This window comes from Streptomyces marispadix, from assembly GCF_022524345.1.
GTDB lineage: Bacteria > Actinomycetota > Actinomycetes > Streptomycetales > Streptomycetaceae > Streptomyces > Streptomyces marispadix.
The window spans coordinates 5,934,378-5,954,078 of record NZ_JAKWJU010000002.1 but is presented as its reverse complement, the minus strand read 5'-3'; the positions used below and the strand labels follow the sequence as shown (position 1 = coordinate 5,954,078).

The window sequence follows — 19,701 nt, the reverse complement described above, 5'->3', positions numbered from 1 at the left end:
TGAGTCGATCGGTCGCGGCGGATCGGGGCCGGAGGGTCAGCGCACGGGCAGCAGGCGGCGGGGGCCGCGCGTACCGCGCGGAGCACCGCCGCGGATCATGGATCGGGGCGGCGGGGAGGAGTCGGCGTTCTCCTCGCCCGCCGCCTCTGCGGCGCCCTTCGGCCCCCCTCTGGACCGGAGGGCGCCGCGCCGACGGGCCGCGGGCTGCGGCCCGTCATCCGGCCTGCGCCGGACGGCAGTTGAGCGGTGGGCGGTGCGGTCTGGTCTGCCTGGCCGGGTCTGGTCTGGGCGCCGTTCCCGGGACCTATGCCATGCGGAGCCGGCGGCGGCAGTGGTGCGGCGCCGCCAGCCCCACGGTTCAGCGCCCGGCCGTCCCCGCTCCTCTCTGCCGGCGGTCGCTCTGGTGGCCGTCTCCGTCGTGGCCGCCGCCCGTCCCCGACCCGAGGTCGCGCACCCTGATGTTCCGGAAGGCCACGTCGTCGCCGTCGCCGTGGTTCTGTAGCCCGATGTGGCCGTCGTTGAGGCTGCGTGCGGGGTCGGTGTTGGTGAAGTCGTTGACGAGGGTGCCGTTGAGCCAGATCCGCAGTCGCTCGCCCTCGACCCGTATCTCGTAGGTGTTCCACTCGCCGGGAGGGTTGAGCGCCGCGTCCCGTGCCTCGATGTCGGCGGACTGGAATCCGTAGACGGAACCGGTCGTCTTCTCCGGCACGTCCGTCGCGTCGATCTGGATCTCGTAGCCGTTGTCGACGGCGGACCACGGGTCGTCGGACGCGGGGAAGCCTACGAAGACTCCCGAGTTGTCGTCCCCGGCGGCCTTCCAGTCCAACTTGAGGGAGTAGGCGCCCTTCAGTTCCGCCTCATGCCACAACAGGCCCATGCCGCCGACGGTGTTGAGCGTCCCGTCGTCGCTCTGCTCGAAGTGGCCGGGCCCGGCCTGCTTCCATCCCTCCAGTCCGCTGCTGCCGTCGTAGAGGGGTGAATAGCCGCTCTCCGGGCGGCAGTCGGCCTGCGCGCCGCCCGTCGTCCAGCGCAGCGCGCCGAGCAGATGGGCACGGAAGTCGCCGTCCGCGTAGGACTCCTCGGTGTGCCCCCCGCCGGTGTAGAAGGCCCTGCCTCCCTTGTACGCGTGGCACCAGGCGATCGGATGGTCCTCGCCCATGTTGCCGCCGGCGTACGAGCCTTCGTCGAGGGCCGCCAGCACGTGGACGTCCTTACGCGGATTGGCGCGGTAGTTGTACCACTCGTCGGTGCGTTCCCAGGTGGCGCCCAGATGGGCGGTCGCCGGGTGCGCACGGTCCTCGACCTCGGTGGTCGCGGGCTGGATCAGCGGGTGCGAGTCGAACCATGCGCCCACGAGCCCCCCGTACCAGGGCCAGTCGTACTCGGTGTCGGCGGCGGCGTGCACGCCCATATAGCCGCCGCCGTTCTCGATGTAGCCCTCGAACGCGGCCTGTTGGGACTCGTCGAGCACGTCGCCCGTGGTGGAGAGGAAGACGACGGCGTCGTACGCGGCGAGACGTTCCGCCGTGAAGACACCCGCGTCCTCCGTGGCGTCGACCGTGAACCCGGCCTCGGCGCCGAGCTGTTGAAGAGCGGCGATGCCGTCGGGGATGGAGTCGTGCCGGAAACCGGCGGTCTTCGAGAAGACCAGCACGGATTCGCCTTCACGTCCGCCGTCTCGCGGACCCTGCTGTGCCGGTCCCGCCTGCGGCGGCAGCGCCGCCGCGCACAGCAGCAGGCCCGATGCCGCGGCCAGGGCCAGCCGGAAGGCACGTGACCTCCGCGGCGCGTCTGCCTCTGCGTTCATCCGTCTCAAGTGCGTCACTTCTTCTCCTCCCCTCTCAGCCCGTGGTGACCTTGAAGCTGTCGACGTCGAACTCGGCGCCCTGCCCCCCGGTGAAGACGAGGGTCAGCTTGCCCGTGCCCTCCGGGGCGTTCTCGACGGCCGTGGTCACATCACGCCAGCCGTCCCCGGTGCCGACCTCGGCGGTGCCCAGCAGCGTTCCGTCGGGTCCTCCGGCCCGCACCTCCACGGCTCCGCCGGACTGTGCGCCGCTCCTGACGCGTGCGCTCAACTCGGTGACGTCGTGCGTGACATACGGCTCGAAGGTGATCCACTGGCCGTCGCCGGCACCGGTCACGGCACGTCCGCCCTCGGCGCCCTCCACGTCGGCGACGTCGACACCGTCGGCCGATGCGCTGAAGTGCTCGGCCTGCCTGTGCTCGGGCTGCAGGACGCTCTGGTCGTGCCCGGTCAGCGGGTCCTGCCCGCCGCCACCGCCGTCGGTGTACTTGGCGTCGAAGACTCCGAATATGTCGGCGTTCGGGTCGTGTTCGCCGTCCGCGCTGGTCTTGATGGTGCCCGAGCAGCCCTTCGCGGAGGTGATGGGGTGGCCGTGGCTGTCGTGTCCGAGGATGTAACTGACCTCGACCTTCGAGCAGTCGATGTCACCGTCCTCCGGGTCGGTCACCTCCACCTTGAACGGCACCTCGTCGCCGAATGCGAACGGCTGCCCGTCGGCGGGCAGTTGGAGCTTCACCTCCGGTGCGGTGTTGCCCACGGTGACGATCACGCCGCCGGCGCTTCCCGTACGGCCGCCGGGGTCGGTGGCGGTGACGGTCGCGGAGTAGGTGCCGTTCTCGGTGTACGTATGCGTCGGATCGGCCTCGTCGGAGGTTGCGCCGTCACCGAAGTCCCAGTGGTAGCTGAGCTGTTCGCCGTCGGCGTCGCTGCTGCCCTCGGAGGAGAAGGTGACCTCCAGCGGTGCCTGTCCGCTGGTCCTGTCCGCCTTGGCCTCGGCTACGGGACTGTGGCCGTCGGTGGCGTTCTCGATGCGGTAGAGGGCGGAGTTCTCGTCGCCGTTGAAGTAGCCGGTGCCGTAGTCCAGCACGTACAGCGCGCCATCGGGGCCGAACTCCATGTCCATCACCTGCGTGCCGCTCCAGGGGAAGGAGTTGATGGAGGTGACGCCGCCGTCCTTGTCCTGCTCGATGCGCTTGATCCAGCGGCGCCCGAACTCCCCGGCGAAGAAGTCGCCTTCGAACTCCTTCGGGAACTTCACATCCGAGTCGAGGTCCTGGTCGTAGCGGTAGACGGGGCCGCCCATGGGTGACTCCGAGCCGTCGCCGAACTCCGGTACGGAGGCGCCGTCGTAGGGGATCCACGCGGGCTGCGCGGGCGGCAGCTCGGTCAGGCCGGTGTTGTGGGGCGACTCGTTCCTCGGTGCGGCGCAGTCGAACTTCTCACCGGACTGCCCGCTGCCGAAGTCGTAGTCGGTGTAGGCATCGTTGTCGCCGGTGCAGTACGGCCAGCCGTAGTTTCCGGCCTTGGTGACACGGGCGAACTCGACCTGTCCTGCGGGGCCACGGGCCGGGTCGGCGGCGCCCGCGTCGGGTCCGTAGTCGCCGACGTAGACGGTGCCGGTGGGCTTGTCGACGGTCATGCGGAAGGGGTTGCGGAAGCCCATGGCGTAGATCTCGGGGCGGGTCTTCTCGGTGCCCGGTGCGAAGAGGTTCCCCTCGGGGATGTCGTACGAGCCGTCCTCCTTGACCTTGATACGAAGGATCTTGCCGCGCAGGTCGTCGGTGTTGCCGGAGCTGCGCTGGGCGTCGAACGCCGGGTTGCGGTCTGCTCGTTCGTCGATCGGCGCGTAGCCGTCGGACTGGAACGGGTTGGTGTCGTCGCCCGTGGACAGCAGCAGATTGCCGTCGGCGTCGAAAGCGATGTCGCCACCGACGTGGCAGCACAGGCCGCGGCTCGCGGGCACTTCGAGAACGGTCTTCTCACTGCCCGCGTCGAGAGTTCCGTCCTCGCCGAGCACGAAGCGGGAGAGGCGGTTGACGCCGTCGAACGGCTTGAAGTCGTCCGGGTCCCCGGTCTCCGGGGCGTCGCCCTCAGGGGTGTTCAACGGCGGCGCGTAATAGAGGTAGACGAAGCGGTTCGAGGCGAAGTCCGGGTCCACGCCCACGCCTTGGAGACCTTCCTCGTCGTGGTTGTAGACGGGTATCCGCCCGGCGACCTTGGTGGCGCCGCCCGCGTCCGTCAGCCGCAGCGTGCCGTCACGCGAGGTGTGCAGCACGGAGCGGTCGGGCAGCACGGCGAGCGTCATCGGCTCGCCGGTCTCCGGCTCCCCCTTGGCGAGGGTGACCTGCTGGAAGTCATCGGCGGCCTTAGCCTCCGGCGCGCGGGAGTCGTAACTCCCAGGCGCCGCACCGAGGTTGAGCGCACCGCCGAGGAGCAGCACGGAGACGAGCACGGCGAGCCTGGAGCGGCACGCGGCGCGAACTCGGCGCCGCCACGGGTGTCTTGGCCTTGTCCTTGCCGCTCCCGACGGCCGCCGGGACGGCAGGGAACGCAGGGCTGGAAATCGGGTGATCCTGTGCACGCGACTCCTCCTGAGAGGCGAACGGTTGGTGACATGGGTGTCGTTGACCGCTTGAAGTGGCACAGGCGCGCGCCGTCGCGCCGAGGTGTAGTTGTCCGGGCACGCCCGGGGTGCGTCGGAGTCGGGGCTTACGGGACGGTGCGGGAGCCGTAGGAACTACGAGGGGGAAAGCATGCTCATGCGGCTCATGTCCGTTGCATCACAAGGACGTTAGCCATCTTCGTCGGATTCGGAAACCCCTTTGACAGAGGTCAAGTTGGCTTCATCCACGATGTGGACAAAGCTGCGCGGCAGAGCACGCCCTTGTTCACTGCTCTACGGGCGGGGGTACTCAGCCGTAAGACGCACAAGGCCCGGCCGGTCTGCCTCTTCGCGTATCGATCCGCGCTGCGAAACGTGAGGACGCGCACCCCGGCAGGGACGCTGGCCCGTGCAGGATTCGCGGAGGAGCGTCGGCCTTGGGTGCGCGCCGGTCGGCCGGTCCCGTCAGTGGGGGTCGCTCTTCCGGCCGAGGCTGTCCACGGGGGTCGCACCAGGGCGGGTCCACTGCGGCACCGGGCGGCTGGTCGGGCCCCAGGTGGCGTTCCCTTCCGCGTCCGTGCGCCAGTACCAGCAGATCGGCGAGCCATGCCCGCCCACGGGAGCACCGGCCTCAGGGGGCTCAGGCCAGCCTTCGGGGGTGTCCTCCCAGCCCTCGCGGCGGCCGTATGGCGTCATGTCGAGCAGGCCGAGGGACCCGTTGACGGGTTCGTTGCCGCGGCCGGTGGTGGAGTAGGTGAGGAACGCGCGGTCGCCGTCGCGCAGGAAGCAGGTGACCGAACCCATGCTGTCTCCGACGGGCGCGTCCAAGTCGCGTACGGAGTACCAGGGTTGGGTGTAACCCATGAACTCGACGTAGGCGGCCACCTCGTCCCAGCGGCCCGTGGTCAGTACGGCGAACGAGACGCCGCGGGCGTTGAGATAGACGGCGTCCTTCATGTGCCAGGCCGTGGTGGTGCAGCCCTCGCACTGCCCCTGGTGCGGCGCGCCGTCGTGCCACATGTGCTTGTAGACCACGAGCTCGTCGCGCCCCTGGAACAGGTCCAGGAACGGGACCGGCCCGTCCGGCCCCACGACCTCGACCGTCCCGTCGAACTCCACCATCGGCAGCCTGCGGCGGGCCGCGGCGATGGCGTCTCCCTCGCGGGTGTGGGCCTTCTCGCGGGTCAGAAGCTCATCGCGGGCGGCCTGCCAGGTGGCCAGGTCGACGACGGGCGGGCGGCCGGGCAGCGAGGCGGCCGGGTCACTCGGCGTGGTCGTCATGGCGTCCTCCGTGGTGTCTCGTAACGGGCGGCGGTCGCGTGAGCCGTACGACGCGACACCAGGACAGACCGGGGACGGGGGCGGAACTCATCGCGGCGGGGGCCGTCGGCGGGCTCGGCCCGAGCCCGTACGAAGCTCGCCGGGCGGCTCCTCGGAAGCCGTGGTTGCGAGCGGCGCTCGTTTTGGAAGCCGACGGACAACGCCTTGAGCCGGATCAGGCGGTGATCGGGGGGCCGGAACCCGGCCGCGTTTCACCGGTTAGCGGCCAGCACCGCCGCGAGACCCTCTTGCAGATCTTTGACGAAGAACTCGGGAACCTCCAACGACGGGAAATGTCCCCCGATTTCGGGTGACCTCCACCGGACGATCTGCCGGTACCGCTCCTGTGCCCAAGGGCGCGGATACTTCTCGATGTCGCGGGGATACACCGTGATCGCTGACGGGACGTCGACCCGGAGCTCGGGATCCAGCGAGTTGTGACTCTCGTAGTAAATGCGGGCAGCCGATGCGCCGGTCCGCGTCAGCCAATACAGGGTGACGTCGTCCAGAACCCTTTCTCTGGAAATCGTCTCGAACGGGCTGTCCGCGGTGTCCGACCACTCGCCGAACTTGTCGAGGATCCAGGCGAGAAGGCCGACCGGTGAGTCGACGAGCGAGTAGCCGATGGTCTGCGGCCGGGTCGCCTGCTGCTTCGCGTACGCCGCGCGATGGCGCCAGAAATCGCGGGTTTCCTCGGTCCACTCGCGCTCGACCGCCGTCAGCCCGTCCGTCGTCAATCCCGGCGGTGACTCGGCGAACGTCGTGTGAATGCCGAGAACGTGCGCCGGGAACCTGCCGCCGAGAACCGTGGTGATATTGCCTCCCCAGTCGCCGCCGTGGGCTGCGAACTTGGAGTAGCCGAGTCTTCCCATCAGTTCCACCCATGCGACCGCGATCTTTTCGGTCCCCCACCCGGTTGTGGCCGGCTTGTCGCTGTAGCCGAAGCCCGGCAGCGACGGAACCACGACGTGGAAGGCCGGCGCGTCTGCGTCTTTCGGATCTGCCAACTCGTCTACTACATCGATGAATTCGGCGATGCTGCCTGGCCAGCCGTGCGTCAAGATCAGAGGAGTGGCGTCTGCGCGCGCGGATCGGCGGTGCAGGAAGTGGATTCCCAGGTCATCGATGGTCGTGCGGAACTGGCCGATCCGGTTGAGGCGCGCTTCGAACGACCGCCAGTCGTACTTGGTGCGCCAGTAGTTCACGACGTCGACGAGGTCGGCGAGAGGAACGCCCTGATCCCATCGGCGAGAGTCGGGCGCGGCGCGGTGGACCGTCTCAGCCTCCGGTAGCCGCGCCGCGGCCAGTCGCGCGCGCAGATCGTCGAGGTCGGCGTCAGTCGCGTGAGCTTCGAATGCTTGCACGTCGCTGGTCGCACGGGGCATGAGACCTCCTGGCCGTCGTGAACCGGCTGCGACCCATCGCGAACCGGCTATGCCGGTTCTACCGCGTTCTGCTGCCGGCGCGCAACCGGCTATGGTGGTTCCATGCGTGCTGGGTTCCCTGACTTCCGCCTCGGCAGCGTGCTGGCGACCAGCTTCACGGGGACTCTGTCCGAGCGTCACGGCAACGCCGTGGAGCGCATCCCCACGCCGCAACGACTCGTCGACTGGCTGGCAGTCAACGGTCTCGCTGTGGACTCCTGCACCGCTGCCCAGCTCGATCTCGCCCGGGAACTGAGGGAGTCGATCCACGCCGCCGCGACAGCGGCCGCGATCCAGGACGCTCTCCCTGCGTCTGCCGTCCAGGTCATCAACGACCGCAGCGCTCAAGGGCGGGCCGCAGCGATCCTGACGCCGGAGGGCAAGCGGCGATGGCGGCTCAGCTCGGCTTCCTGCGTGGAAGACGCCCTCAGCGTGATCGCCGCCGACGCGATCAGCATCATCGCAGGCGAACGAGACGGAAGACTGGCGTTGTGCGCATCCCCGACCTGCCAGGCCGCCTTCTTCGACACCAGCAGAAGCCGCACCCGCAGATGGTGCGACATGAACACGTGCGGGAATCGCCAGAAGAAAGCGCGCTTCAACGCCAACCAGCGCAAAGAGCCCAGATCAGCGAAGTGATCGACACCTTCGGTCCACGTCCTCAATCAGTAGGTCTATTTCCGCTGTTGGGCGACGTTCACTACTTGCGGACTCCGGATACCTGGCCGTCGCTGGATCGCAGTGGCGGGCGGATTGTCGGCCGTACGTGCCGAGCGCACGTCGCCCGTTACGCGGGTCGAGATCCGGACTCGGGGAATCCCGTCCAGGCCTCCTCTTCCTCGAGGAGATACGAGCCTGGTCGATCTCGCGAGAACGGCCCGGAGAAAGGACCGCTCCTCGCTGTCGAGTTCCACGCTGCTCTCGGAAGTCTGCGCCCTGATCACGATGATGCCTTGGCGTCGTCAGGCCTACGCATTAATGAAGTGCTGGACCGTGACCGGGGTCCGTGCGCACACGCTATGCACGGGGATCACTCAAAGCCAGGCATCGCCCGGGCCAGACCGTCGGGGACGTCCACAGGAGGTGAAACCGTGCTGCCAGCCCTGGAGACGAGGACCGCGCATACCTCAAGAACACCTTGGAGCAGTTCACGGAACGCGAAGTTGTTCGTCCTGCGCACAGTACTCGAAAGCGAAGACGTGAACGCCGAGAATTTCTCAGCGTCGATATGACACTCGTCTTCAATGATGGGTTCGACCCCTGACTCAACTCCCAGAATCCGCGAGACGAGTTCGACCTGCCCCACGAAGATCTTGCCAACCTGATTGGCAGGGTTCCACACATCTTTCCCGGCAATGGTCACGTAGCAGCTCACGAAGCCCACCTTACTCGAACTTCCGAACCAGGGTTGTTCGCCTTCCACTGCCCGATTGCCTGATCCACAGCGGCCTTGAACTCTGGGGTCGCCCCGGGGGTGGTGAAGTCCATACCGAGTTTGGCATTCTGCCATCCCTCCAGGTGTGCCCGGGCCTCCACATACGAGTCAAGTTTCTTGAACACGTGCTTCTCGACCCAGCGTTCCGTGTTGATACGCGGGTCCTGACCGGTCGCCTGCTTCTCCTCCCACAGAGTGTCCCCCTCGACCCTGTCAATGTCCGTGATCGTTTTCGACCAGTCATTGGGATCGTCGACCACGTAGTTCGTGTCGCCGTCGACGGGCGGCCTCTCCCTGTTGGTCATCCCGTCGGCAGGGTCGCACTTGGCGAGCCCTAGCGGATCTGCCCAGGCAAGCGGATTCTGGACCCAGGCCATCGGATTCGGTGCCGGGCCGAGCCCTGCTGGATCAGGGCTCATGTAACGAGCAGTCGCTGGGTCGTAGTGGCGGTTCAGGTTGTAGTTGAGTCCAGTCTCCGGGTCGGCGTACTGGCCGGGGTGACGCAGCGGCGTGTGAGCGGTGGCGCCATGAGCAACTGCTGTGGTGCCCCACAGGGTGCTGCGCGTGCGCCATGCCAATTCGCCCCGCGTGGAGACGAGCTCCTTAGGTGTACCGACAAGGTCTGTAACGATCGCGAAGAACCGCGTGTCCACGGCTTGTTGGGTGTCAACCTCGTAGGCCCGCTCCGCTTGGGCGAGTGGGATAAGGCCGTCGTACTCCCAGGTGAGCGCCACCGAGCGCGTCACCCCCAGGGTTGTGGCCTGCTCAAGAAGCTGGTTGCCGTCCCAGGTGAACACAGTCTCCTCGACCACTCGGCCGTTGGTGTCAAGCCTCTGCTTGGCACTTCGGCGGCCCAACGGGTCGTAGCGATAGGTCCAGACGGTGCCGTCGGGCGTAGTACACGAGGTCAGTCGGTCCTCGGCGTTCCAGACGTAGCGCCATACATCAGGTTTGCGGGAGAGGCGGGTCTTTCGACGCTCGATGACCCGACCGACTTCGTCGTGGATGTACGTCCAGCGCCCGGCCCTGGCCAGGCGCATACCGGCATATTCACGAGCTCCGGCGGCTTCCTCGCTGTGCGCATGTGGCCAAGTCGCGTGCGTGATGTTGCCGGCGGCATCGTAGGTGTAGGTCTCAGTCCAATTCGCTCCGGTCACCTGAGTTATACGCCCGACGCGGTCAAGACTGAAGCGACGGGTGCCGTTGAGGTAGTCGGTGAGGCCTGCAAGGTGGCCGTCGGCGCGGTACTCGTAATTGCGCTGCTGCACAGTTCCTAGACGAGAGCCATCAACGACTGAGTCGGACGTCACGATCTGGCCGATGAGACGGCCAGCCGTATCCCAGGAGTTCGCCCAAGTCACTGCAGCGTCCATACGACGCTCGACCTCATGGCCCGCGGCATCGAAGACGGAGGTGAGTGTGTGCCCTTCCAGGTCGATTCCCACTCTGTTGCCTGCCGGGTCGTACGCGTAGGCGGTGACGGCCCCGGCCGGTGTGGTACGGCGAATGGTGCGTCCGAGTTCGTCGCGGTCGAAATCGAGGACCCGGCCCTCGTACATCTCCGTGCGGATACGACCCATACGGTCGCGCTGGAGAACGAGTTCCGAATCTGATGTCGCGGCGCAGAGCAGGCGCCCGGCCGGGTCGTAGGCGTACACGATCTCGTCGCCGTCGACATTCTTGCTCGTAATGCGACCTAGCTCGTCCCGCTTGTAGCTGACGGACTGTCCCAGCATGTTGGACCGCATGCTCAGACGGCCGACGCCGTCGTACCAGTAGTGCAGGGAGCGGCCGTCGAAGTCGACTTCGCCGACAACCAGGCCGGTGGGGTCGTACTCGTATTTCCAGTTCAGGCCTTGGGGGTTGGTAACCCGTCGCAGCCGCAGTTCGGTGTCGTAAGTAAAGACGTGCCGGGAGCCGTCAGGGTCGGTACGGGCAGCCAGCAGGTCGAAGTGTGTGTACTCGTACTTCGTGACGCTGTCGATCTGGTCGGTGTACAGCAGAAGGTTGCCTTCACCGTCCCACTCCCAGGCTTCCGTTGCGCCGTCGGGGCGTGTACGGCGAGCTAGCTTCCCTCCAGTCGTCCAAGTCAGCTCCGTGGTGTTACCCAGCGCATCAGTCACGGCAACAGGCCGGCCGAACGCATCACGACGGTAGACGGTGGCGGCTCCGAGAGGGTCGACCACCCTCGTCGGCAGACCGGCAGGGTTGCACTCCACCAACGTGACCTGGCCAAGCGGGTCCGTGACCGAGGCCAAGCGGCCGTGATCGTCGTATGCGAGGACGGTGGCAGTGCCGTCCGGGCGGACGGTGCCGACAAGTCGGCCGGCCTCGTCGTAGGAGCGGTGGGTGGCCGCGCCGTCCGGGTCACGCAGTTCGACGAGGTTGCCGTGCTCGTCGTATGCCACAGAGGCGGTGGTCCCGTCCGGGCGTTCAATTTCAAGCAGGCGGCCCACGTCGTCGTACCGGTAGGTGAACGTCGCCCCCAGCGCGTCCGTGACCGCCAGCGGCCGGTGCTGTTCGTCGTAGGAGGTGCGGGTGGTGCGTCCGGCGCGGTCGGTCTCCGCGACGATTCGCAGCCGGGCGTCGACGGTGAACAGGGAGGTGTGGCCGAAGGAGTCGGTCACCCGCGTCGTCGTGCATCCGGGCTCGCGGCTGTCCAGGCCGTACTCGAAGCGGGCCTTGAGATGCCCGGCTTCGCCCTCGTGGTGTATGCAGCGGTCCTCGTCGTCGTAGGTGTACGAGAACGAACGGCCGTTGCTGTCCGTCCACTTGGTGATGCGGCCGCGCTCGTCCACGTCGTACTCGGTGGCGCGGTCCTCGGAGTCGGCGACTGAGGTGAGGAAGCCGCGCTCGCTGTACGCGTAGGAGCGCAGCCGCAGCGGGCCTTCCGGCGTGCTGAGCGCCAGTGCCGTGATGCGGCCCGCGTCGCAGGTGAAGGTGAGTTCGTAGCCGCCGGAGTGGGTCATCGAGTGGGGCTCGCCGAGGTCCCATTCGACGGAGGTCCAGTTGCCCTGTGCGTCGGACGTGGACGCGAGCCTGGCGATGCCGTCGCCGCCCGGCTCCACTCCGGCGGGGGCTTCGAAAGTGCGGGTGATCCGCTCGACCGGGTCGTGGAGGATGTACGAGCCGTCGGGGTGACGTTCCAGCGACCACGGCACTCCCCTCTCCGGGGAGACGGGCAGGCCGGGCGCGGGATGGGGGTAGGCGCGCACACTGCCGTCGGCGGCGACGTGCACGACACCTTCGGCGTCGACCTCCAGACGCTCGTCGATGGTGGAGGCCCAAGCCGGCCCGAACCAGCCGCCGTTGCGGTACGCGGACTCGAAAGTACGGTTGAAGGCCAGCGGGAACGTGCCCGGCAGGCTGACGTCGGTCTGCGGCAGCACCATCCGCCCGGTGGCCATGTCGACGGGCTCGTTGCGCAGGACCTTGCAATTCAGGTCCCGGGCGAGGTCGGTGAGGCGTTCCTTGACCGACTTGCGGGCGCCTTCCTTCGCGCCCTGCTCGATGGCCTCTTTGCCGCCGGCTTTCAGACCGCCTTTGAGTCCGCCCTTGACGAGGCCGCCGGAGCCCTTGCCGCCGATGAGGTCCACGGCGATCTTCCCGATGGCCTCGGAAGGGTCGCGCCAGTTCTGGTTCTTCACGATGCCGACGAGGCGTTCGGGGTGGGCGACGGTGGAGGCCAGGCCCGTGGCGACGCCGTTCATGTTCTGGAGGTACTGGCCGGGGTGGGTCATGTTGTACGGGTCGGTCGGGTTCAGCATCCGCACCAGGCCCACGGTCTCGCCCAGGCCCTTCAACACCCCGCCAGTGACATGCATATTGCTGAGCGCCATGCCCTCGGCCATGTCCCGGCCGGCGGACTTGATCAGCTCCCAGCCGCCGGGCATCTCCGGCGCCTGCTCCACGAGCCCCTTCACCGCGTCCCTCGCCCGGCGTGCGGCGTCGTCGCGCTGGTGCCGGGCCTCGCCGACCATGTGCTGGGCGCGGTCCAGCCCGGCCTTGCCCGGGTCCTGGAACGGCGGCGGCTTGGGGCCCGGGTCCTGGCCGGAGTCGTTCTTACGGTTCCACTCGTCGGCCTTCGCGTTGTAGTCGCCGACGGCCTTGTCCGAGGCGGCCTTCGACTTCTTGTACAGGGCGATGGCCTCCTTGGCCTCGCCCTGCGCCCACTGCACCGTCGAGGCGTACTGGACCATCTGCTTCGCGGCGGCCTCGCACGCGTCCGCCGCCTGAATCCAGAACTTCGGCTGCGGGGCGAACTCCGCGCGGAACGCCTCCCCGGCCTCGCCCTCCCAGCCGTGCACGTCCAGGCGTTTGAGTCCGGAGCCGAGATTGTCGAAGGCCTTGGAGAAGTCCCGCAGATGCTCGGCCCGATCGGTCAGCTTCTCCACGTCGCCGTGGATGATCTCCTTCGGGTCCTCGGTCTCGCCGAGCTGCCGCTCGGCGACGTCGGCACCGAGTTTGTCGGCCGCCCACTCGCCCGCGTCCCGCACTCCCTCCGCGGCGCCTTCCAGGCCCACGCTGTCCAGGCCGTCGGCGGCCTTGTCGCCGACCCACTCGACGCCGTCGCCGACGGCCTCCATCCCGTCCTTCGCCGCGCCGACGGCGTCGTTGAACGCGTCCCCCAGCCCCACCGGTCAATTCCCCCCGCTGCCCCTGTCGTTGCCCTGGCCGCCCTGCTGACTCTGCTGCCCCTGCTCAGGCGGCGGCCCGTCCCACTGCCAGTCCGAGTCGTCCCACCGATCCGGACCCGCCACGTCCTGCCACGGAGAGTTCCCGAAGTCGTCCCCGACCTGGCCCCACTGATCCCCCATCTCGCCCCAGTCCGGCATCGACAGATCGCCCTCAGCCCGGGGCTTCACCCCGTCCCACACCTCGCCCCAGGACTTCTCCCCCGCCTTCTCCCCCTCCGCTACGCCCTGCTGCGGGTTGTAGGAGCCGGCCGTGACGGCAACCTCCTTGAGGGTGTCGTTCACATACTGCTCCTGCTCGTGATAGAGCCCCGCCGACAACCCCAGCCGCTGCGCGATGTCGTTGAGATCCTGCATCTTGCCGTGGATCGCCAGGCCCCACCGGCCGCAGAACTGCCCGAACACGTCGGCCAGTTCACCGCTGCCCATCTCCATGCCGGACATCGACAGGAACTGAAACCCGTGTCCCTGCTGCGCGGTGATCGAGAAGTACCCCGTCTCCTCCAGCTCGGCCGTCGCCGCCTTCAGACCCTGCTCGACCTGCTTGGCCGCCGCGGGATCGAACTTGTAACCCCCGCCCACGCCTACGCCCCCTCCGGCTCCTCGGTCACAGCCACCTCATCCGGAACGATCCCCTTCGCCGGGGGCAGCAGGAACGCCCCCTCGCTGCCCACATCGACCGCGATACCACACGGGACCCCGACCTCCGCCAAGGTCTCATCCAGCAACCGCGCCCCGTACACACGGCGGAACTCCCACTCCCCGCCCTCGTCCCGCGCCCGCGCGAACGCCGTCAACGTGTCCACGTCGGTGAACGCGAATATCCACCGCAGGCCGCCCTGATCCCCGGCGAGGACCCCGCCGTCCCGGATCGGGACCACCAGCAACGACCTGCGGAACTCCCCCAACGCCCCCAGCACATGCTCCCGTGCCGAGTCGGCGTCCTCGAACTCCTCCGTCAGCATGACACCCCCGTTCGACGAGACATTCCGACCCTAAGGGACACGGCGCACCCGTGACAGGTCCTCCGCCCCCTCCCCCCGGCAGCCGCGGAGGCTGTGCGCGGGCTGCGTACGGGCAAGGACCTGAGAACGGATCGGCTGCGGACCGTTGCGCGGAACTCCCCTGCTGCCGCCGCCACTTCGCTGTAGCGGCTCGCCCCCTGCGGGCGCCCATCGCATTCCCCCGACGTTCGGAACGACTGCCCGTGCCCCGTGCCCGGTGCTCGCCGGGCGGGCAGTCCCCCGACAACGTACACATCGCGGGCAGCACACCCCAGGTGAGGGCGGCGGAACGAGGCCGTGATCACATCCCTGCCCGGGTCTGCCGCCGGACGGAGTCGCGGGGCGGCACAGCAGACGCCCGCCCCGGCGGAAGGAGCCGGGACGGGCGTCGTGGTGCCGATGCGAAGCGGCGTGGTGCGATGCGAAGTGGCGTGTCAGATACCGCAGTCGGGGGCCGACCAGAACTGGCCGTCGCCGCCCGCGACATGGGTGTGGTCGTCGTGGCCCGGGTAGCCGGGGCCGAGGATCTCGGTGAAGCCGTGGTTGCGTGCGGCCTGCGCCAGGGCGCAGAAGCCCTGCGAACCGGCGCCCAGGTCGGCCGCGTGGCCGTACATGTGGCGGGAGTTGGCGGCGCCGCCGACCGAGCTGTTGCAGGCGACGCTGCGGAAGCCGCCGTTCACGGTGATCGGTGCGTCGCCCATGGCGTGCCGCATGGCCTGGAGCTTCCACATGGTGACGAGGGCGTTGGCGCGTGCCGTGGCCGCGTCGACCTTGCCGCCGGACCAGTCGGAGTTGCAGTTGTTGAGTTCGTCGTAGCTGAAGTTGGCGGGCGTGCAGTCGTCGTCCTGCAACTCGTAGATCTTGGCGAAGGTCTGCGCGCCCGCGACGCCGTCGGCGGGCAGCCCGTAGGCCGACTGGAAGCGCTGCACGGCGGCCTTGGTGGCCGGGCCGAACTGGCCGTCCACGGAGAGCTGGCTGCCCGACCCCGGGTACCCGGCGACCCTGATCTGAAGCTGCCGTACGGCCTCACCCGACGCGCCTTCGCTGAGCGTCCCGCTCCAGGTGTAGCAGGCGTCGGCGGCCTTCGCGCCGGCCGCGGCGGCGGGCGCGGAGCTTGCGAGCGCGGGTACGGCGGCGGGCGCGGCGAGCGCCAGACCCGCACCGGTGAGGACCGATACCAGCACTCTGACAGGACGTGAACTCATGGGGACATTGCCTTCCGTGGGTGTTGGCGCCGGGCTGGAGAGACAAGACGGTCACGCCGCCGTGCAGTTCTTGTCAAGAACACGCCACACCATGCGGAAATTCATGAAAGAGCGGTGGAAACAAGGCAGTTCGGCCGTCGCCGTGCCACACCGCGGGACGCTCGTACGCGGAGGCAGCGTACGCGCACGGGCAATGGACAGCGGATGTGACCGTCCGTGACGATGCATGAGTTCAGAGTGTGCGGATTTACGAATGTGCGAGGGGGCGGCCGGAGATGACGGACGTCACGGGCGGAATGGCCGGGGAAGACGGTGCCGACGGGGGCGAGAGCGACAGCCGGGGCGGTACTGGTTCGCATGGCGAACCGGAGACCTCCGACAGTCTCAAGGCGTTCGGCGAGGTACTGAAGGCGTTCCGGAAACGAGCGGGGCTGACCCAGGAGGAGCTGGCACCGCTCGTCAGCTACTCACCGACGAGCATCGCCTCGTTCGAGCAGGGACGGCGCTTCCCGCAACCGGAGTTCGTCGAGAAGGTCGAGCAGGTCCTCGACGCGTTCGGAGCGCTGCGCGGCGCGGCACGGCACCTGTCGCGGCAGCCGGGGCTGGCGAAGTGGTTTCGCCAGTGGGCGCGGCTGGAGGCGGAGGCGATCAGCCTCAGTACGTACGAATGCCGCCTGATTCCTGGGTTGTTGCAGACGGAGGCGTATGCGCGGACATTGTTCGTGAATCAGCTTCCGCCGATGGACGACGTTCAGATCGACGCGAACTGGGCGGCACGGGCGGAGCGGAAGCGCCTGCTTACGGAGCGGCCCAACACGGCATACAGCTTCATCCTGGAAGAGCATCTGTTTCTACGCCGCACCGGGGGAGTTGGGGTCACGCGGGAGCTGATCGACCACGTCCTTGAGATCGCAGGACTGCGGAACGTAGAGGTTCAAGTGATGCCGCTGGTAAGGGAAAACCACGCGGGGTTGGCGGGGCCCATGCAACTTCTGGAAACACCGGATAACAAGTGCTTCGGCTACAACGAAGGGCAGGAGACCGGACAGTTCGTCTCCGACCCGAAAGTGCTCAGCGTCCTGCAACTCCGATATGCCAGGATGCGCTCGCAGGCTCTCTCCCTTGAAGACTCCCTGAGCCTGCTGAAGCGATTGCGAGGAGCACTATGAGCGCGAGCGCACTGGCCTGGTTCAAGAGCAGCTACAGCAGCGGCGACGGCGACGACTGCGTCGAAGTCGCACTCTCCTGGCACAAGTCCAGCTACAGCAGCAGCGCCTCCGGCGACTGCATAGAGGTCGCCTCCTGCCCCGAGGCGATACACGTACGCGACTCCAAGAACACCGAGGGCCCCCAACTCGCCCTCTCCCCCACCGCGTGGGCGAACTTCGTCTCGTACGCGTCCCGAGCCTGAGTCATGGAGAACGACGCGCGGACGACGCGTAGAAGCCAATGCTCAACGCACCGCACTGGCCGCGCAGTTGGACCCACCGCCGGTAGCGGCATCACGACACCTTCGGACCGCCGTCCTCCCCACGAGGACGGCGGTCCTGCATGAGTCGACCTGCTTCTGTATCTGGCCCGCTGTTACCGGGCTTTCCCCATGTCGACCGGGGGTGCCTCAGGCACCGCCTCGTCCAAGTGCATTCCACGCGCGATGTATACGGCGCCGAGGGCGAGCGGCAGCATCGCCCAGGCCACGACGAGAGCGATCGCGGAGCCGAGGTATGCGTAGGCCAGCAGCGCGCCCACGGCAGCGGCAATGAACGGCACCGCCACGACCTGGACGCCCGGCTGCCACGTGACCGGATGGACGACGGGGCGGCGTTCCAGCGCGCGGGTGTCCGTGCGGTCGACCTGCGCCCCAGCGGTCTGCCAGTCGAAGGAATCGGAGCGCTGTACGACGCCGGGGATCTCCTCGCCCGAGTCGAGCACGAACAGCGCCCAGGTCGCGTCAGCGCCACGGACCGGTGGCACGCCGTCCCAGTAGAGGGTGCCGGTCGCCTCCCCCAACTGCTGTGCCAGCGCGCCCGCTTCGATGATCTTGTCAACGAACAGCCGGACGACCGCTCCCCCTTGCAGCACGAGTTCAACGAACGGCCCGGACTTCTCGCGTAGTTCGGAACGCTCGGTGCGGTTGTTCGTACGCTCCGGCGGGCGGTGACGAGCCACGCCCGTACGCCCCGACGTGGCGGGAGCGCAGCGCAGCGACCCTCGCCGACTGCCGTCCCGTACCAGCTTGTTCGTGCCGAACAGGGCCATCGCGGCGAACAGTCCGGCGAGGCCGAGGTTGCCCGCCGTGATGCCCATCCAAAAAGTGTCGACCGTCCCGCCCTGCAGGGCTTCGAGTTCGTCCTTGCTCTCCTCGGTGTGGCCGCCGATGTCGGGCTTGCCGGGGTCGTAAAGCACCCAGACGGTGCTGCCGGGCGAGATCGCCCGGAAGGAGTCGACGGTGCTCTCCACCGTCTCCGTCCCGGAATCGAATCGGACCCGGTGGTGGATGGTGTACGAGAGTTGGTCCGGACCGCGGCCGCTGTCGTCGCCGGAGACCTTGGTCACCTCGGTGACCTGGGACGAGCGGATCACAGGGTCGGCCTCGAGGATGCGTTGAACCTTGGGCGTGAACTCCGAGACTCCCACGCCGAGGAAGAGACCGACTACGCCGGCCGCGAAGACGCCAGCGAGGACCATCGCGCCCCGCCCGTAGTGCCACCGCGAGGCACGCACCTCACGCTGAGGCGAACTCGCCTTGCGCACACGCCAGACCACCAGCGCCGCGACGGCGAGGAGAGCCGTCCAGGCGACCATGTCCCAACGGGGGGCGGGAGCCGCGTACTTCACCATCCCCTGAACGAGCAGTCCTGCCAGGGCGAGGACACACAGCCAAGGTCCATGACGGCGCAGGGCACGCTGCATTCTCCGAAGTCCTTCCTCACCCTTGGATGTCGGCCGACGGTCGCCGTCGATCACATCGCCGGTCAAGAAGTGTCGCGCACGTCCGCTGAGCGACAGCACCGCGCCCCAGGCAGGCGGGTTGCCCGGGGCGCGGCGGCTCGAAGCGGCGCAAGCCGCGTGCGCGGTTCGAAGCGGGCCGGAGGCCGCCGTGCGCAGCCCAACCGGCAGTGGACACGGCCCAACCGGCAGTGGAAGCCGCCCAGTTGGACGGAGTCGGAGACTGCTCAGTCGCAGACGCTCAACTTGAGAACGCCGCGTCGAACGACGACGCCGGCGGGTCGTAGTCGAACGCCTTGAGGCGTCGCAGCGCCTCCGGCGCGCCCGCGAGGCGGTCCATGCCAGCGTCCTCCCATTCGACCGAGACCGGGCCGTCGTAGCCGATGGAGTGCAGCATCCGGAAGACGTCCTCCCAGGCCACGTCTCCGTGTCCGGCCGAGACGAAGTCCCAGCCGCGCCTGGGGTCGCCCCACGGCAGATGTGAGCCCAGGCGGCCGTTGCGGCCGTCGAGTCTCGTGCGGGCCTCCTTGCAGTCGACGTGGTAGATCCGGTCGCGGTAGTCGTAGAGGAATCCGGTGGGGTCGAGGTCCTGCCAGACGAAGTGGCTGGGGTCGAAGTTCAGGCCGAACGCCGGGCGCCTGCCGATCGCTTCGAGTGCGCGGTGCGTCGTCCAGTAGTCGTAGGCGATCTCGCTGGGGTGCACCTCGTGGGCGAAGCGGACGCCTTCCGCGTCGAAGACGTCGAGGATCGGGTTCCACCGTTCGGCGAAGTCCTCGTAGCCGCGGTCGACCATGTGCGGCGGCACAGGCGGGAACATCGCCACCAGATGCCATATCGAGGAGCCGGTGAAGCCGACGACGGTGCGTACGCCGAAGGCCGCCGCGGCGCGTGCCGTGTTCTTCAACTCCGCGGCGGCGCGCTGCCGTACGCCTTCCGGCTCGCCGTCGCCCCAGATGCGGGCGGGCAGTATGCCCTTGTGGCGTTCGTCGACGGGGTCGTCGCAGACCGCCTGGCCCACGAGGTGGTTGGAGATCGCCCAGCACTTCAGCCCGTACTTCTCCAGCAGTGCGCGGCGCCCCGCCACGTAGTCCGGTTCGGCCAGGGCCCGGTCCACCTCGAAGTGGTCGCCCCAGCAGGCGAGTTCGAGGCCGTCGTAGCCGAAGTCGCTGGCCAGTCGGCAGACTTCCTCCAGCGGGAGGTCGGCCCACTGGCCGGTGAAGAGAGTGAACTGTCTGGGCATGTGCGCAGCCTCCTGATCTCTCCG

At 68.2% G+C, this 19,701-nt stretch carries 14 protein-coding genes; 3 read left to right on the top strand and 11 right to left on the bottom strand.

Translation table 11 applies throughout. The features are described from left to right. Positions 1–358: 358 nt before the first annotated feature. The 4 genes from MMA15_RS24745 to MMA15_RS24730 form a co-directional block, all read right to left on the bottom strand. A complete protein-coding gene (locus tag MMA15_RS24745; RefSeq protein WP_241063464.1) occupies positions 359–1,807 on the bottom strand; it encodes a ThuA domain-containing protein in 1,449 nt (482 codons plus the stop codon). A gap of 34 nt (positions 1,808–1,841) precedes the next feature. Beyond that, complete coding sequence (locus MMA15_RS24740; RefSeq protein ID WP_241062377.1) at positions 1,842–4,256, bottom strand: PQQ-dependent sugar dehydrogenase; 2,415 nt, start codon at positions 4,254–4,256, stop codon at positions 1,842–1,844. Between the two features lie 615 nt (positions 4,257–4,871). Beyond that, complete coding sequence (locus MMA15_RS24735) at positions 4,872–5,687, bottom strand: DUF899 domain-containing protein (RefSeq protein ID WP_241062376.1); 816 nt, start codon at positions 5,685–5,687, stop codon at positions 4,872–4,874. A gap of 251 nt (positions 5,688–5,938) precedes the next feature. Beyond that, positions 5,939–7,111 (bottom strand): epoxide hydrolase family protein, encoded by a 1,173-nt coding sequence (locus MMA15_RS24730; protein WP_241062375.1) that lies wholly within the window; start codon positions 7,109–7,111, stop codon positions 5,939–5,941. A 102-nt stretch (positions 7,112–7,213) separates the two neighbouring features. Here MMA15_RS24730 and MMA15_RS24725 point away from each other — a divergent pair, with 102 nt between their 5' ends. Then, a complete protein-coding gene (locus MMA15_RS24725; RefSeq protein ID WP_241062374.1) occupies positions 7,214–7,789 on the top strand; it encodes a CGNR zinc finger domain-containing protein in 576 nt (191 codons plus the stop codon). A 391-nt stretch (positions 7,790–8,180) separates the two neighbouring features. On the opposite strand, the gene MMA15_RS24720 is transcribed toward MMA15_RS24725, so the two are convergent. From MMA15_RS24720 to MMA15_RS24700, 5 genes are all read right to left on the bottom strand, one after another. Next, complete coding sequence (locus tag MMA15_RS24720; protein WP_241062373.1) at positions 8,181–8,525, bottom strand: DUF6086 family protein; 345 nt, start codon at positions 8,523–8,525, stop codon at positions 8,181–8,183. Further along, complete coding sequence (locus MMA15_RS24715; RefSeq protein WP_241062372.1) at positions 8,522–13,222, bottom strand: putative T7SS-secreted protein; 4,701 nt, start codon at positions 13,220–13,222, stop codon at positions 8,522–8,524. The genes MMA15_RS24720 and MMA15_RS24715 overlap by 4 nt, the downstream gene beginning before the upstream one ends. Before the next feature lie 3 nt (positions 13,223–13,225). Beyond that, on the bottom strand, positions 13,226–13,861 hold the full coding sequence (locus MMA15_RS24710) for a hypothetical protein (protein ID WP_241062371.1): 636 nt from the start codon (positions 13,859–13,861) through the stop codon (positions 13,226–13,228). Positions 13,862–13,863: 2 nt separating this feature from the next. After that, positions 13,864–14,244: an SseB family protein gene (locus MMA15_RS24705; RefSeq protein WP_241062370.1), complete on the bottom strand. Its 381-nt coding sequence runs from the start codon at positions 14,242–14,244 to the stop codon at positions 13,864–13,866. A 473-nt stretch (positions 14,245–14,717) separates the two neighbouring features. After that, positions 14,718–15,488 carry a D-Ala-D-Ala carboxypeptidase family metallohydrolase gene (locus MMA15_RS24700; RefSeq protein ID WP_241062369.1) on the bottom strand — a complete coding sequence of 257 codons (771 nt, stop codon included), beginning with the start codon at positions 15,486–15,488 and terminating at the stop codon, positions 14,718–14,720. A 296-nt stretch (positions 15,489–15,784) separates the two neighbouring features. Between MMA15_RS24700 and MMA15_RS24695 the strand changes: the two genes are divergently transcribed. Both MMA15_RS24695 and MMA15_RS24690 read left to right on the top strand, forming a co-directional pair. After that, positions 15,785–16,657: a helix-turn-helix domain-containing protein gene (locus MMA15_RS24695; protein WP_241063462.1), complete on the top strand. Its 873-nt coding sequence runs from the start codon at positions 15,785–15,787 to the stop codon at positions 16,655–16,657. After that, positions 16,654–16,899, top strand: a complete 246-nt coding sequence (locus MMA15_RS24690) for a DUF397 domain-containing protein (protein ID WP_241062368.1) — start codon at positions 16,654–16,656, stop codon at positions 16,897–16,899. Before MMA15_RS24695 ends, MMA15_RS24690 begins: the two co-directional genes overlap by 4 nt. A 173-nt stretch (positions 16,900–17,072) precedes the next feature. Here the strand turns inward: MMA15_RS24690 and MMA15_RS24685 are convergent, their stop codons facing one another. Next, positions 17,073–18,401 carry a hypothetical protein gene (locus tag MMA15_RS24685; protein WP_241062367.1) on the bottom strand — a complete coding sequence of 443 codons (1,329 nt, stop codon included), beginning with the start codon at positions 18,399–18,401 and terminating at the stop codon, positions 17,073–17,075. A gap of 277 nt (positions 18,402–18,678) precedes the next feature. After that, entirely contained in the window at positions 18,679–19,677 is a 999-nt protein-coding gene (locus tag MMA15_RS24680; protein WP_241062366.1) for a sugar phosphate isomerase/epimerase family protein, read from the bottom strand. Positions 19,678–19,701: the final 24 nt, after the last annotated feature.